The 14978-nt window shown below is 72.9% G+C and carries 12 protein-coding genes; 7 read left to right on the top strand and 5 right to left on the bottom strand.

The genetic code is table 11. The features are described from left to right. Nucleotides 1-100: 100 nt before the first annotated feature. Nucleotides 101-2512, bottom strand: coding sequence for a GTPase-associated protein 1-related protein (locus ACFYQ6_RS14095; RefSeq protein WP_388763069.1), 2412 nt, complete (start codon nt 2510-2512; stop codon nt 101-103). 196 nt (nt 2513-2708) lie between these two features. Between ACFYQ6_RS14095 and ACFYQ6_RS14090 the strand changes: the two genes are divergently transcribed. After that, nucleotides 2709-3545: an alpha/beta hydrolase gene (locus tag ACFYQ6_RS14090; RefSeq protein ID WP_361583905.1), complete on the top strand. Its 837-nt coding sequence runs from the start codon at nt 2709-2711 to the stop codon at nt 3543-3545. Nucleotides 3546-3631: 86 nt separating this feature from the next. On the opposite strand, the gene ACFYQ6_RS14085 is transcribed toward ACFYQ6_RS14090, so the two are convergent. Both ACFYQ6_RS14085 and ACFYQ6_RS14080 read right to left on the bottom strand, forming a co-directional pair. After that, a complete protein-coding gene (locus ACFYQ6_RS14085; RefSeq protein ID WP_361583907.1) occupies nt 3632-5230 on the bottom strand; it encodes a DHA2 family efflux MFS transporter permease subunit in 1599 nt (532 codons plus the stop codon). A 174-nt stretch (nt 5231-5404) separates the two neighbouring features. Next, nucleotides 5405-5878, bottom strand: coding sequence for a MarR family transcriptional regulator (locus ACFYQ6_RS14080; RefSeq protein ID WP_361583910.1), 474 nt, complete (start codon nt 5876-5878; stop codon nt 5405-5407). A gap of 298 nt (nt 5879-6176) precedes the next feature. Between ACFYQ6_RS14080 and tdh the strand changes: the two genes are divergently transcribed. From tdh to ACFYQ6_RS14065, 3 genes are read left to right on the top strand one after another with little or no spacing between them, the layout of a single operon-like run. Continuing rightward, nucleotides 6177-7205, top strand: a complete 1029-nt coding sequence (gene tdh / locus ACFYQ6_RS14075; protein ID WP_388763066.1) for an L-threonine 3-dehydrogenase — start codon at nt 6177-6179, stop codon at nt 7203-7205. A 42-nt stretch (nt 7206-7247) separates the two neighbouring features. Beyond that, nucleotides 7248-8441, top strand: a complete 1194-nt coding sequence (locus ACFYQ6_RS14070) for a glycine C-acetyltransferase (RefSeq protein ID WP_388763064.1) — start codon at nt 7248-7250, stop codon at nt 8439-8441. Nucleotides 8442-8471: 30 nt separating this feature from the next. Further along, nucleotides 8472-9377: a LysR family transcriptional regulator gene (locus ACFYQ6_RS14065; RefSeq protein WP_388763062.1), complete on the top strand. Its 906-nt coding sequence runs from the start codon at nt 8472-8474 to the stop codon at nt 9375-9377. 10 nt (nt 9378-9387) lie between these two features. On the opposite strand, the gene ACFYQ6_RS14060 is transcribed toward ACFYQ6_RS14065, so the two are convergent. Continuing rightward, the gene (locus ACFYQ6_RS14060; RefSeq protein WP_361583920.1) at nt 9388-9774 is read right to left on the bottom strand and encodes a VOC family protein; all 387 of its coding nucleotides are present in this window, start codon (nt 9772-9774) and stop codon (nt 9388-9390) included. Between the two features lie 86 nt (nt 9775-9860). Here ACFYQ6_RS14060 and ACFYQ6_RS14055 point away from each other — a divergent pair, with 86 nt between their 5' ends. The 3 genes from ACFYQ6_RS14055 (at nt 9861) to ACFYQ6_RS14045 (ending at nt 13049) form a co-directional block, all read left to right on the top strand. Beyond that, nucleotides 9861-10484, top strand: coding sequence for a nucleoside/nucleotide kinase family protein (locus ACFYQ6_RS14055; RefSeq protein ID WP_361583923.1), 624 nt, complete (start codon nt 9861-9863; stop codon nt 10482-10484). A gap of 91 nt (nt 10485-10575) precedes the next feature. Next, nucleotides 10576-11706, top strand: coding sequence for an aminopeptidase P family protein (locus ACFYQ6_RS14050; protein ID WP_361583925.1), 1131 nt, complete (start codon nt 10576-10578; stop codon nt 11704-11706). Between the two features lie 587 nt (nt 11707-12293). Then, nucleotides 12294-13049 carry a helix-turn-helix domain-containing protein gene (locus ACFYQ6_RS14045; RefSeq protein WP_361583928.1) on the top strand — a complete coding sequence of 252 codons (756 nt, stop codon included), beginning with the start codon at nt 12294-12296 and terminating at the stop codon, nt 13047-13049. Between the two features lie 62 nt (nt 13050-13111). Here the strand turns inward: ACFYQ6_RS14045 and treZ are convergent, their stop codons facing one another. Further along, nucleotides 13112-14875 (bottom strand): malto-oligosyltrehalose trehalohydrolase, encoded by a 1764-nt coding sequence (gene treZ / locus ACFYQ6_RS14040; protein ID WP_361583930.1) that lies wholly within the window; start codon nt 14873-14875, stop codon nt 13112-13114. Nucleotides 14876-14978 lie beyond the last annotated feature (103 nt).

Genomic DNA, 14978 nt, shown 5'->3' with positions numbered 1-14978 from the left:
CGTTCCCCCGTGAATCCGCGTGGGGCCGGACGATGGCCCGGCCGCGTCACAGCCTAACCGCGCGGAATTTGCCGACGTACGCGAATGCAACGATTTTCGGTCAGCCCCGGCGCACCCGGCCCACGATGCGTTTGCCGAGGCGGCCGAGGGAGCGGGACGGGCGGTTCCATGCGCGGAAGGCGTCGAGGGTGCGGCTGCTCCCCTCGCGCTCCACGGCCTGTTCCACCGCCGAGACGCCCTCGGGTTCCAGCGAGCGAACAGCCGGGCGCAGCACCTCGTCGAGCAGAGCGGTCCGGGTCCGGGTCCAGGCGGGGCCCGCGTGCGGGTGAGCGGTCCACACCGTGTAGCAGTCCGCCACGTACGAGGGGTCGGCCAGCAGCAGGGTCCGTGTCTCCTCGCGGCGGGCCGCCCTGCCGTACGCCGACAGCAGGTCCTCGTCACCGCTGTGGACGAAGGCGTACAGCTCCGCCTCGGGCCGGTCCGGGGCCAGCAGCCGTTCGGCGAGCGCGCCGTAGGCGTGTTCGAGGATCGCGGGCTCCACCGGCTCGGCACGGGCCCGCAGTTCGCGCGCGCGGTCCGCCCAGCCCGGTTCCGCCGTTCCCGTGCGCAGTTCGCGGGCGAAGTCCAGCAGCATCAGGCAGGCGCGCACCCGGGCGGTGATCTCCTGCGGGAAGCCGCGCAGGAGGTCGTGGGCGAGCTGGGGGCCGTCCTCGTCGCCGTAGGGCGCGGCGAGTGCCGCCTCGACGAGACGCGCCCAGGTGCCGGCGGTCCGGTGGGCGTCCGACGTGGTCTCGGTGAGCAGCGACCGGGCCTCGCCCGCCGTGGGGGTCTCGTCGCCCCAGACGAGGCCGACAGCGGTCCGCAGCACCAGCGGTTCGGCGAAGGGGGACATGCCCGCCGCGCGGAGCACCGTGTGCAGGACCTCCACCCGGTCCGCGCCGCGCGCCTTCGCCCCCGGCGCCTCGGCGCACATCCGCAGGTGCGGCAGCGCCTGCGTCCCGGTGAAGGGCAGGGAGACCCGGATCAGCAGCCTCTCCGCACCCGCCGGGTCGTCCGGGGCGAGCCGGTCCAGCTCGCCCAGGAGCGCCGTACGGACGTCGAACTGCTCGTCCAGCAGGTCCAGCAGCGCGGGGCACGCGCCCGCCTCGGGGTCGTCCAGGAGCGCGCGGGCCAGCCGGTGCACCACGTCGGGCAGCAACTCGCCGCAGTCGATGCCGAGCAGCCGCACGATCCGCAGCAACTGCACGGTCCGCGCGACGTCCCGGGAAGCCCCGGGGGAGAGCTCGGCCAGCAGGTCGGCGCCGAGCTCCTCCACCAGCGCGGTCAGGGCGCGCTGTCCGGCGGGCTCCTCGAAGGCCGAGCGCGCGGGCGGCTCCAGGCCGGGGTCGGCGCCCCGTACGGCCTCCGTCACCAGCAGCGCGGCGAGCGGGGCGGTGACGTCGGCGGGGCAGCGGCCGTCGAGGGCGGTCAGCAGCCGGAGCGCGGCGGCGCACTCGCCTGCCGTTCGGTCGTCGGCGGGCGCGGTCAGCGCGTCGGTCAGCTGCCGGGTGCGCTTCTCGTCCAGGGCGTACGGCCGCACGGCCGCCCAGTCGGCGGCCGCGGCGCGCTCGTCGGACCCGAGAGCGATGCCCGCACCCAGCGCGGTCACCGCGAGCGGACCGGCGGCGAAAGGCTCGCCCGGCAGTTCCGCGGCCTCCCGGAACAGCTCGGGGGCGCGGCTGCGCCATATCCGGGCGGCGGTCCCCGCCCAGGCGTCGTCCACCACGCCGGGGCGCGGACCGGAGGCGGCGTGGACGCGGAAACGGGGGTCGCCGAAGTCCGGGGCGTCCTCGGGGAGGACACCGACGACCTGGTGCGTGGTACGCCCGGGATGCCGTGTGTACGTGGTGAAGGTCAGCCGCTCGGCGTGTTCCCTGGGCAGTACGGCCGTGGCGAGCGCGACCCAGCGAGCCACATCCGCGCTCTGCCGTTCCACGAGCACGACCGCGGGCGCTGACGGGTCCTCACTCACCCGGCGCAGATCGCTGAGCACGGCTGCGAGCCACGGGCTGCGGGCCACCGCGAAGTCGCCGAGGCTCTCCCCGGTGAGCCCGCGGGAGGGGCCGTGGGCGGAGCCCATCGTGGTCAGCGGGTCGGGCTGCGCGCGGTCCGGCGTCGCGGACAGCCAGCCGGCGGCGCCCCACGCGGCGACGGGGAGCACCCGGCCCGGCAGCGGCGTACCCGCCGGGAGGTGCACGGCATGGGCGTGGAAGCCGCCCGTGGCGGCCGCAACGGAACGGCTGAGCAGATGGCTGCCGTCGGAGAGCGCCGTGAAGCCGAACGCGACGGGCAGCGCCCGTAGTTGGGAGTCGGTGAGCCGGTCGGGAGTGCCTGCCGGTGCGTCGTAGGCCAGCAGCGGTGCGGCCTCCGCGCGCACCGGCCCGGGTATCGCGGGGGTGACGGCGGTGAACCGGCCGGCGGACTCCCCGTCACCGGCCGCGACGGAGGTGTAGTGCAACTGCGGGAGGCTCATGCGTAGGCCCTCATCGTCCCTGCCACGTGCGTCCCCGTCACACGCACCGGCCGCCGCTCGCCGCCCTGTCGGTGCGGCCCGGCCCGGCGGAGCGACGACCCCGGCGGGGAGCTTTCCGTAGTCGTGCGGGCGACGCTATCAAGCCCTGACGCCCCGTTGGGCCGCGCGCCGTACCAGGACGCCCTAGGTTGGAGGTATGACCGAGGTGACGCTTTCCGCGGGAGTGGTGGAGTACGAGGACACGGGTGGCGACGGGCCCGTGCTGGTCCTTCTCCACGGGGTGGCGATGAACGGTTCGCTCTGGCGTCACGTCGTGGCCGGGCTGCGCTCCGACTTCCGCTGCGTCGTGCCCACTCTGCCGCTCGGAGCCCATCGCAGGCCGATGCGCCCGGACGCCGATCTGACGGTCCTCGGGGTCGCCCACCTGGTGGCGGAGTTCCTGGAGAAGCTCGGCCTCCGAGACGTCACCCTCGTGATGAACGACTGGGGCGGGGCGCAGGCCCTCGTCGCGGAGGGCCGGGACCAGCGGATCGGCAGGCTGGTGATCACCTCCTGCGAGGCGTTCGCCAACTACCCGCCCGGCCTGCCGGGCCGCAACCTGTACGCCGCGGCCAAGGCGCCCGGTGGCCTGAGGGCGGCCTTCGCCCTGCTCAGACTGAGACCGATGCGCAGACTTCCCCTCACCTGGGGGTGGATGAGCAAGCGTCCGGTCCCGCACGAGGTGATGGACGAGTGGTTCACGCCGCTGTGGACCTCCGCCGCGATCCGGCGTGACCTGCGGGCGTACGTGCTGGGGGTGCCCCAGGAGGAGGTCCTCCTGAGCTGGGCCGAAGCCCTGCGTACGTTCGACCGTCCCGCGCTGGTCGTCTGGGCGGCCGAGGACAAGGTCATGCCGCCCGCCCACGGCCGGAGGCTGGCGGACATGCTGCCGAAGGGCGAACTCGTCGAGATCACCGACAGCTTCACCCTCATCCCCGAGGACCAGCCCCAGCGGCTGGCCGAGGCGGTCAGGGCGTTCGTACCGCGGCCCTGACAACGGGCAGGCCGGACGACGGGCAGGCCGGGTACGGGCGCACAGGTGTGCGCGCCCCTACCCGGCCGGGCCGGACGGCAGGGCCCTCAGTCCTCCACGGCCTCCGGTCCGGTCCGGCCGCGCATGCCGATGGCGGCCAGCAGAGCACCGGCGACACACAGGACCGCGGTGACGATCACGGCGGCGTGCACACCGTTCATGAACGCGTTGCCGCTGCCCTCGACGACGGCGGCCCTCAGCTGCGCCGGCATGTCGGCCGACACGGGCGAGACCCCCATCGACACGGCGTCCTTGGCCTCCTGGAAGCCGGCCGCAGCGCCTGCCGGAACACCGGCGGAGGTCAGTTCACCGGTCAGTGTGGACCCCACCTTGCCGCTGATCAGGGAGACCAGGACGGACGTGCCGAGCGCGCCCCCGATCTGCAGCGAGGTGGCCTGCAGACCTCCGGCGACACCCCCGTCCTTCCTGGGCGCGTTGCCGACGATGGCGTCGGAGGAGGCGGACATCACCATGCCGACGCCCAGCCCGATGGCGAGGAAGGGCGGCCACATCGCGGCGTAGGAGGAATCGGCGTCCCAGGTGAGGATCCAGAGGGATGCCGCGGCCTGGAGCACCATGCCGACGGGCATCGTCAGTCGCGGACCGAAGCGCTGGGTGAGGGCGGCGCCGAGCGGAGACGCGACCACGGTGGCCAGGCTGAGCGGCAGGGTGCGGACGCCCGCCTCCACGGGGGTGAAGCCCCGCACGTTCTGCAGGTACAGCATCAGGAAGAAGATGACGCCGAGCAGGACGAAGAAGTTGATCGCGGTGACGGCGGTGCCGATGGTCAGCGACCGGTTACGGAAGAGGCGCATCGGCAGCAGCGGGTGCTCCTGACGGGTCTCGTACCAGCAGAAGACGGCCAGCAGGACCAGACCCGCAGCCATCGACCCCAGCGTTCCGCCGGAGGTCCAGCCCCAGGTCTCGCCCTTGACCACACCGAAGACCAAGGCCACCAGGCCGACCGCGAGCAGGATCACGCCGGGCACGTCGAAACGGTGACTGCCGGTGGAGTCCTTGCTCTTCGGGAGTACGAGCAGGCTGATGACCAGCGCGACGACGCCGATGGGGGCGTTGATGTAGAAGACCGACTCCCAGTTGACGTGCTCGATGAGCAGGCCGCCGACGATCGGTCCGAGCGCGGTGGAGCAGGACGCCACCATGGCCCACAGGCCCACGGCCATGCCGAACTTGTGGGGTGGGAAGACCGCGCGCAGCAGACCGAGGGTGTTCGGTATCAGCAGGGCGGCGAACAGGCCCTGCGCCGCGCGGAAGGCGATCACGCCCTCGATCGAGCCCGAGAGACCGATCGCCACCGAGGCGAGGGTGAAGCCCACGGTGCCGACCATGTAGACCGTGTGGCGCCCGAAGCGGTCCCCGAGCTTGCCGCCCAGGATCAGCAGGGCGGCCATGGCGATCAGATAAGCGTTGGTGACCCACTGGAGGTCGGCGGTGGACGCGTCGAGGTCCCGGCCGATCTCCGGGTTGGCGATCGCCACGACGGAGCCGTCGAGGTTGACCATGAACAGACCGATGGCGACGGCGATCAGCGTCAGCCAGGGATTGGTGCGCCGGCTCTTCCCGGGGGCGCCGGGCGGTGGGGGCCCTGCGGGCATGGAGGACTTGTCCACGGTGGTGGAGGACATGGAGGTGCCTTGTCTGTGTTCGTTACTCGGGGATGCCGGGCGGACGGCGCCCGGGGGCGGCGGCCCGCCGTACGTGTACGGCGGGGCTCGGCCGTGTCCACGCGCACACGTGCCGGCCAGGTGCCCGGGGTGTGTAGACAGCCCGGGAGCCTGGCCGGAAACGGTGCGTGTGTGTCAGCCGGCGGGGGAGTGGAGGCGCCGCGTCAATGACGAGAGTGCGCCCAGAGCCGCACCGAGGGCGTCGAGATCGCCGTCGGTGAGGGTGTTCAGCGCGCGTGCCACGTGCGCTTCCTTGAGGAGGCGCGCCTCGGCGAGACGCTCCCGGGCCGTGGCCGTCGGGTGCAGATGGGCCACCCGCTTGTCGGCGGCGTCCTGCCTGCGCTCCAGCAGGCCGAGCTCGGTGAGCTGCGAGACGAGGGCGCTGACGTTGTTCGGCTTCATCAGCAGGGCCTCGGCCGACTCGCGGACGGTGATCCCCTCGTGCTCCTCGACGAGGAACAGCAGCGCGAGCTGGCCGTCCGGGAGCCGGGGATGCGGGAAGTCCCGCGCGACCTGCCGCTCCATGGCCCGGTGCAGCCCGGGCAGGAACGCCACGAGCGCGGAGGCTACGTGGTCGATGTCCTGCGAAGGCACACGGGGAGCGGGCATCCGCCGACTATAAGTACCAGGTAATAGCTATGTCAAAATACCTAAGTGTCCGCGCCGGGGTGTGAAGCGCAGCTGCGGCGGCGCTTAAGAAATCCTCGATGGACCTGGGGCCCCGCCGTGCGGCACATTTCTCTGTGACGGCGGAGGGCGGCGCCCGCGCACCGGTCCACGGGCGGACCTCAACGCACCGCGCCCCCACTCGCCCGCCGTACCCCCCAGTCGCACCGGGCCGCCGGCCGAATTCGGCGTGCCCGGGACCGGGGTGTTCGCCACGTACCAGGTACAGGGAGCCGCAGCTGTGAAGGCACTCGTGAAGCACAAGGCCGAGCCGGGACTCTGGCTGATGGACGTGCCGGAGCCGGAGACCGGCCCGGGGGACGTGCTCATCAAGGTCCTGCGCACCGGTATCTGCGGCACCGACCTGCACATCCGCGACTACGACGGCTGGGCGCAGCAGGCCGTGCGTACCCCGCTCGTGCTGGGCCACGAGTTCGTCGGCGAGGTCGCGGCGATCGGCGCGGACGTCGTCGACATCAAGATCGGCGACCTGGTCAGCGGCGAGGGCCACCTGGTCTGCGGCAAGTGCCGCAACTGCCTCGCGGGCCGGCGCCACCTGTGCCGCTCGACCCTCGGGCTCGGTGTCGGACGGGACGGGGCCTTCGCCGAGTACCTGGCGCTGCCCGCCTCGAACGTATGGGTGCACCGGGACAAGGTCGACCTCGACGTCGCCGCGATCTTCGACCCGTTCGGCAACGCCGTCCACACCGCCCTGTCGTTCCCCCTGGTCGGCGAGGACGTCCTGATCACGGGTGCGGGCCCGATCGGCATCATGGCCGCCGCCGTCGCCCGCCACGCCGGTGCCCGCAACGTCGTCATCACCGACGTGAGCGAGGCCCGGCTCGACCTCGCGAGGAAGGTCGGCGTGGACCTCGCCCTGAACGTCGGCGGCGCCACCATCGCCGACGGCCAGCGCAGCCTCGGACTGCGCGAGGGCTTCGACATCGGCCTGGAGATGTCCGGACGCCCCGAGGCCATGCGGGACATGATCGCGAACATGACGCACGGCGGCCGGATCGCGATGCTCGGACTGCCGTCCGCGGAGTTCCCCGTCGACTGGTCACGGGTCGTCACCTCGATGCTCACCGTCAAGGGGATCTACGGCCGCGAGATGTACGAGACCTGGTACGCCATGTCCGTGCTCCTGGAAGGCGGGCTCGACCTCGCCCCGGTCATCACCGGCCGGTACGGCTACCGCGACTTCGAGGCCGCGTTCGACGACGCCGCGAGCGGTCTCGGTGGCAAGGTCCTGCTCGACTGGGCCGCCTGACCCCTCTCGTACGCACCCGTATCCACCTGGGAGACACCCGACATGTTCGAATCCGTACGCGACGACCTGCGCACCACCCTCGACGAGATCCGCGACGCCGGTCTCCAGAAGCCGGAACGCGTCATCGGCACCCCGCAGTCCGCCACCGTCGCCGTCACCGCCGGGGGCCGCGCGGGCGAGGTGCTCAACTTCTGCGCGAACAACTACCTCGGTCTCGCCGACCACCCCGAGGTCGTCTCCGCCGCGCACGAGGCGCTGGACCGCTGGGGCTACGGCCTCGCGTCCGTCCGCTTCATCTGCGGCACCCAGGAGGTCCACAAGGAGCTGGAGCAGCGGCTCTCCGCCTTCCTCGGCCAGGAGGACACGATCCTCTACTCCTCCTGCTTCGACGCCAACGGCGGAGTGTTCGAGACGCTCCTCGGCCCCGAGGACGCGGTGATCTCCGACGCCCTCAACCACGCCTCGATCATCGACGGCATCCGCCTCTCCAAGGCGAAGCGGTACCGCTACGCCAACCGCGACATGGCAGACCTGGAGCAGCAGCTCAAGGAAGCCTCCGGTGCCCGGCGCCGCCTCGTCGTCACCGACGGCGTCTTCTCCATGGACGGGTACGTCGCCCCGCTGGCCGAGATCTGCGACCTCGCCGACCGCTACGGCGCGATGGTCATGGTCGACGACTCGCACGCCGTCGGCTTCGTCGGCCCCGGCGGCCGTGGCACCCCGGAACTGCACGGCGTGATGGACCGGGTCGACATCATCACCGGCACGCTCGGCAAGGCCCTGGGCGGCGCGTCCGGCGGCTACGTCGCCGCGCGCGCCGAGATCGTCGCGCTGCTGCGCCAGCGCTCGCGCCCGTACCTCTTCTCCAACTCGCTCGCCCCGGTCATCGCCGCCGCCTCCCTGAAGGTCATCGACCTGCTGGAGAGCGCCGGAGACCTGCGTGAGCGGCTGAATGCCAACACCGCGCTCTTCCGCTCCAGGATGACCGACGAGGGCTTCGACATCCTGCCCGGCGACCACGCCATCGCCCCCGTCATGATCGGGGACGCGGCGAAGGCAGGCAGGATGGCGGAACTGCTCCTCGAGCGCGGTGTGTACGTGATCGGGTTCTCCTACCCCGTCGTCCCGCAGGGGGCCGCGCGCATCCGCGTCCAGCTCTCCGCGGCCCACTCCACGGAGGACGTCAACCGTGCCGTCGACGCGTTCGTCGACGCGCGGGCCGCACTGGAGGCGTGAGCGGCCCCTGCGAACAGGGACAATGAGCGCATGATCGATGTACGGCGGCTGCGTGTCCTGCGAGCGGTGGCCGACCACCGGACGGTGACCGCAGCCGCCGCGGCCATGTACCTCACGCCCTCCGCCGTCTCCCAGCAGCTCGCCGCGCTGGAACAGGAGACCGGCCACCGGCTGGTCGAGCGCGGGGCGAGGGGCACCCGGCTGACACCGGCCGGGGAGATCCTGCTGTCCCACACCAACGCGGTCCTCGCCCAGCTGGAGCGGGCCGAGGCGGAGCTCGCCGACTACGGCGCGGGCGTCGCGGGGACGGTCACCGTCGCCGCGTTCGCCACGGGCATCGGACTGGTCCTCGCCCCCGCCATCGCCGAGCTCACCCGCACCGCGCCCGGCATCCGGGTGCGGGTGCAGGACGCCGAGGGCGACGCGAGCGTGCCCATGGTGCTCGACCGGCTGGTCGACGTGGCGGTCGCCGTGGAGTACCGGGGGGCGCCCGGTGACGACGACCGGAGGCTGACCCGGCTGCCGCTGTACTCCGAGCCCTTCGACGCGGTGCTGCCGGTCGGCCACCGCCTCGCCGGCCAGGAGCACGTAGCCGTCGCCGAGCTCGCCGAGGACGCGTGGATCGGCCCGTACCCGGGCAACCCCTGCCACGACGTGGTCGTCCTGGCGTGCGAGTACGCGGGCTTCGAACCCCGGCTGGAGCACTCGTCCGACGACTTCCACGCCGTGGTCGCCCTCGCCGGAGCGGGGGCCGGAGTGGCGCTGGTGCCCCGCTCGGCCCTGCGCGGCACCGAGCGCGGACGGGTCGTCGTACGCCCCGTCGAGGGTGCCGCCCCGACCCGGCGGGTGTTCGCCGCGGTGCGGCAGGGGGCCGAGGGTCACCCGCTGATCAAGCCGGTCCTGGAAGCGCTGGCCGCGGCGGCGGAACCCGTATGAGAACAGCGGCTCACGCGGGCTGCAGCAGGTCCCAGCGGTTGCCGTAGAGGTCCTCGAACACCGCCACCGATCCGTACGCCTCGTGCCGCGGCTCCTCCAGGAAGCGGACCCCGGCGGCGCGCATCCGCTCGTGGTCGCCGGCGAAGTCCTCCGTGTGCAGGAAGAAGCCGACCCGGCCGCCCGTCTGCGCCCCGACGCTCGCGCGCTGTGCGTCGTCCTTGGCGCGGGCCAGCAGAATGCCGGTGCCGGACGTGCCCCGCGGCCGCACGACCACCCAGCGCGAGCCGTCGCCCCGGTCCGTGTCCTCGGCCAGCTCGAAACCGAGTGCGCCGGTGTAGAAGGAGAGGGCCTCGTCGTAGTCGCGGACGACCAGAGTGACCAGGGCGATGTAAGACATGGGGATCCTCGTGCAGAAGGTGCGTGCCATGACGTGGTTATACGTAACACTAACGCGGGCCGGCCCGTCCGGGGAGAATGCCCGCCATGGACACGAGCGACCTCGCCGCGCTGACCGACCGCGCACGCCGCCTCGCCGGCGCCGGCGGGCGCCGCATCCTCGGCATCGCGGGCGCGCCCGGCGCCGGGAAGTCCACGCTGGCGGCCCGCGTCGTCGACGCGCTCGACGGGTGCGCCGTCCTCGTGCCGATGGACGGCTTCCACCTGGCCGGGGCGGAGCTGCAACGCCTCGGGCGGGCGGACCGCAAGGGCGCGCCCGACACCTTCGACGCCGCCGGATACGCGGCACTCCTGCGCCGGCTGCGGGACCCGGGCCCGGACGCGGTCTACGCACCCGCCTTCGACCGGGCCCTGGAGGAGCCGGTCGCCGGATCGGTGCGCGTACCCCACGGCACGCCGCTCGTCGTGACGGAGGGCAACTACCTGCTGCTGGACGAAGGCCCCTGGGCGCCGGTGCGCGGCCTGCTGGACGAGGTGTGGTTCCTGGACGCCGATCCGCGGGCCCGGATCGGCGGGCTCGTGGACCGGCACGTGCGCTTCGGGAAGTCCCGGCCGGACGCCGAGCGCTGGGTCGCCGGGTCCGACGAGCGCAACGCCCGGCTGGTCGAGCGGCACCGCGACCGTGCCGACCTCGTCGTACGCCGTTCCTGAGCCGCGACGCACGCAGCCCGGATACCGCTCGCGTGCACCGGGGCGGACGGGCAGGATGCTGTGTGCCGCGTCGCCCCGCCAGGAGGTCCTCATGCCCAGCACCGACCAGCCCGTGCCCTTCACCGCCGACGACTACCGGAACCGGATGACCCGGGCCGCCGAGTCCGCCGACGCCGCTGGCCTGGCAGGTGTTCTCGTCGCGCCGGGGCCCGACATGGTCCATCTCACCGGCTACCGGCCGACCGCGGACACCGAACGCCTGACCCTGCTCGTCCTGCGGGCGGGTCACGACCCCGTCCTCGTTGTACCGGCCCTGGAGGCGGCCGACGCGGAGCGCGCGGTGGGCGCTCCCGCCCTCACCCTGCGGGACTGGACCGACGCCGCGAACCCGTACGCCCTGGCCGCCGGACTCCTCGACGCCGAGGGCCGGTTCGGAATCAGCGACAACGCCTGGGCCCTGCACCTGCTGGCGCTGCACGCGCTGCTGCCCGACACCTCCTACGCCTCGCTCACCGAGGCCCTGCCGATGCTGCGCGCGGTCAAGGACGCGGCGGAACTGGAGCGGCTCGCGGCGGCGGGAGCCGCCGCGGACGCCACGTACGAAGAGATCCTCAAGGTGCGGTTCGCGGGCCGCAGGGAGAGTGAGGTGGCCGCGGACCTGGCCGGTCTGCTCACCGAACACGGCCACTCCCAGGTCGACTTCACCGTGGTCGGCTCCGGCCCGAACGGGGCGAACCCGCACCACGAGGCGGGTGACCGCACCATCGAAGGCGGCGACATGGTCGTCCTGGACTTCGGCGGACTGAAGCACGGCTACGGCTCGGACACCTCCCGTACGGTCCACGTCGGCGAACCCACCGCCGAGGAGCAGCGTGTCCACGACGTCGTACGGGAGGCGCAGGAGGCGGGCTGCCGTGCCGTGCGGCCGGGAGTGGCCTGCCAGGAGATCGACCGGGCGGCCCGCGCCGTGATCACCGAATTCGGTTACGGCGAGCGGTTCATCCACCGCACCGGCCACGGCATTGGCGTCACCACGCACGAGCCGCCCTACATGATCGAGGGCGAGGAGCAGCCGCTCGTGCCGGGAATGTGCTTCTCCGTGGAGCCGGGTGTCTATCTTCCGGGCCGCTTCGGCGTCCGCATCGAGGACATCGTCACGGTCACCGGGGACGGGGGCAGGCGGCTGAACACCACGCCCCGCGACATGGCGATCGTCGAGTAGGGAACGCCCGCGCGCCGCCGGCCGACCGTGGCCTGGGGACCGCCCGCGCGCCGCCGTCCGGCCCGGGGTCCGCCCGGGCCCCCGCCGGCCGACGGGGTCCCGGGGGCCACCCGCGCGCCGTGCCGGCGGGACGGGCCCCGGCGTAGAGTATCCGGCTCTTCGCCGGGGACCCGATCCGCAGGGTGCCGTCGGCGTACCGGACCTCGGTCTGCTCCGCCGCCTTGACGTCGCGGCCGTGCGAGGCGTCGGCGGGCAGCACCTCGACGGGGGCATCGGCCCGGTCGGAGGCGATGAACCGGACGCTCCCCGCGGGGATGTCGAGGACGGCGGAGACCGGGGCGGGGGAGGTGAAGGTCTGCATCATGCTCTCCTTGTTCGCGGGTGTTTCCGACATAGGAAAAGCTACGTTGCGTTCAAAGATCCTTCAACGACTTTGCCGCACTTGAAGTGAATTACAGCAGGTGGTGCGCCATGTAGCGTTGCAATGCCACGAAATTTAATGCAACGTCAGGCGCGCGGCCGTTGCAATGGTGTGAAAATGAACGCTATGCTGAGGGGGTCAGGGACGTACGAAGGGGGAGATCGCTGTGCCGGGAGGCAGGCTCACTCAGCAGGAACGTCAGCAGATCGCGCTGGGGCTGGCCGACGGGCTCGCCTACGCGGAGGTCGCCAGACGTCTCGACCGCCCGACCTCGACGATCACGCGTGAGGTGATGCGCAACGGTGGTCCGGCCGGCTACCGCGCCGACCTGGCCCACCGCGCCACCGAACGGCGCGCGCACCAGCGCAGGCAGACCGCGCCCCGCGGGCCGGAGGCGCCCCCGCAGGCCCACGGCCGCGACCCCGAGGCCGTGCGTGCGTACGAGGAGACGTTCACCGCCGTCCTCATGCAGTCGGGGCTGCCCAAGATGACCGCGCGGGTGCTGGTCGCCCTCTACACCGCCGACGCCGGCAGTCTCACCGCGTCCGAACTCGTGCGGAGCCTCCAGGTCAGCCCGGCGTCCGTCTCCAAGGCGGTCGCGTTCCTCGAGAACCAGGGCCTCATCCGCCGCGAGCGCGAAGAAGGCCGCCGCGAGCGCTACTTCGCCGACGACGACGTCTGGTACCAGTCGATGATCGCCGCCGCCCGGTCCCACACCCTGCTCGTCGAGACCGCGCGGCAGGGCGTCGGGATCCTCGGCCCCGACAGCCCGGCCGCCGCCCGCCTCGAGAACATCGCCCGCTTCATGGACTTCGTCTCGGAGAGCCTCGCCCGCGCCGCGGAGCAGGCCCGCGAGATACTCCACCCGAAGGCCGAGGCCGCGCCCGACGAGGCCTCCGGACCGAGCCCGGAGCGCGGATAGCCTGCGCCGGCCGGGGTGCCCGCGCCGGTGTGCCGACGTGAGCCCGCGAGCAGGGGAGCCCTTCAGTCGTCGGCGAGCACCACGCACGACTCCGGCGGCAGGTGCAGCAGCCCGTCGGAGCCCGGAGCCTCCACCGGCTCCCAGGCGGCCAGCACCCGGCCCCCGCCGCGGCGGTGCCGTCCCGCCCCCAGCGGGATGGCCGCCGGCTTCCCCGACAGGTTGACCGCGACCCTCAGCTCGCCCCTGCGGTAGGCGATCCAGCGCGCGTCCTGGTCGTACGCCGTCTTCACGGAGGCGAGGTCCGGATCGGAAAGGTCCGGCAGGGTGCGCCGCAAGGCGATCAGCTCGCGGGACCAGGCGTGCAGCCGGGCGTGCGGTTCACGCCCGGGCTCGCTCCAGTCGAGGCACGAGCGGGCCCGGGTGGCAGGGTCCTGCGGATCGGGGATGTCCTCCTCCGCCCAGCCGTGCGCCGCGAACTCCCTGCGTCTGCCCTCGCGTACGGCACGGGCGAGACCGGGATCCGTGTGGTCGGTGAAGAACTGCCACGGGGTGCGGGCGCCCCACTCCTCGCCCATGAACAGCATCGGCGTGAACGGCCCCGTGAGCACGAGCGTCGCCGCGCACGCCTGGAGTCCGGGGCTCAGCGAGGCCGCGAGCCGGTCCCCGAGCGCGCGGTTGCCGATCTGGTCGTGGGTCTGGGCGTAGCCGACGAAGCGGTGCGCCGGGGTACGGGTGACGTCCACCGGGCGGCCGTGCGTGCGGCCCCGGAAGCTGGAGTAGCTGCCGTTGTGGAAGAAGGCGCTGGTCATGGTCTTGGCGAGCGCGGTGAAGGGGGCGGTGGCGAAGTCCGCGTAGTAGCCCTGGGACTCGCCGGTGAGCGCGGTGTGCAGGGCGTGGTGGAAGTCGTCGTTCCACTGGGCGTGCAGTCCGATACCGCCCTCGGTGCGCGGTGTGGTCGTCCGTGGATCGCAGAGATCGGACTCCGCGATCAGACCGAGCGGCCGGCCGAGCTCGGAGGCGAGAGCGTCCACGGCGGTGGAGAGCTCCTCCAGGAACGTGAGTGCCCGGCCGTCGGCCAGCGCGTGTACGGCGTCCAGGCGCAGGCCGTCCAGGTGGTAGTCCCGCAGCCAGGCCAGCGCGCTCCCCAGCAGATACGCGCGCACCTCGTCCGAGCCGGGGGCGTCGAGGTTCACCGCCGAGCCCCAGGGGGTGTGGTGGGTGTCCGTGAAGTACGGCCCGAAGGCGGGGAGGTAGTTGCCCGAGGGGCCCAGGTGGTTGTGGACCACGTCCAGGACGACGGCGAGCCCCAGGCCGTGCGCCGTGTCGACGAAGTGCTTCAGCCCGGCCGGGCCTCCGTACGGCTCGTGCACCGCCCAGAGCGACACCCCTTCGTACCCCCAGCCGTGTGTTCCCGGGAACGGGCAGACGGGCATCAGCTCCACATGGGTGATACCGAGGTCCACCAGGTGGCCGAGCCGCTCGGCCGCCGCGCCGAAGGTGCCCTCCTCCGTGAACGTGCCGACGTGCAGCTCGTACAGGACGGCGCCCGGCAGGCCGCGCCCCGCCCACGCGGCGGTCCGCCAGGGGTACGCCGCGTGGTCCACGACCGCGCTCCGGCCGTCCGGCCCGTCCGGCTGACGACGGGACCGCGGGTCGGGCAGCACGGGGCCGCCGTCCAGCGAGAAGCCGTACAGGTCGCCGTCCGCCGCCTCGGCCTCGGCCGTCCACCAGCCCGCACGCCGCGTGTCACGGTCCATCGGACTCCGCCCGCCGGCCGTGCAGAGCGCGACCGACTCCGCGGCAGGGGCCCACACCTCGAACTGCATTCACCACTCCTCGTCCATGAACGGGATGCCTCACCCGGAGGCCCCCATGATCGGCGGAAGTCACACACGCGGCCCCGGGACACTGGAGCGAGTCCGTAACTGG

Source organism: Streptomyces sp. NPDC005494, from assembly GCF_042872025.1.
GTDB lineage: Bacteria > Actinomycetota > Actinomycetes > Streptomycetales > Streptomycetaceae > Streptomyces.
This window is presented reverse-complemented; position numbering and strand designations above follow the sequence as displayed.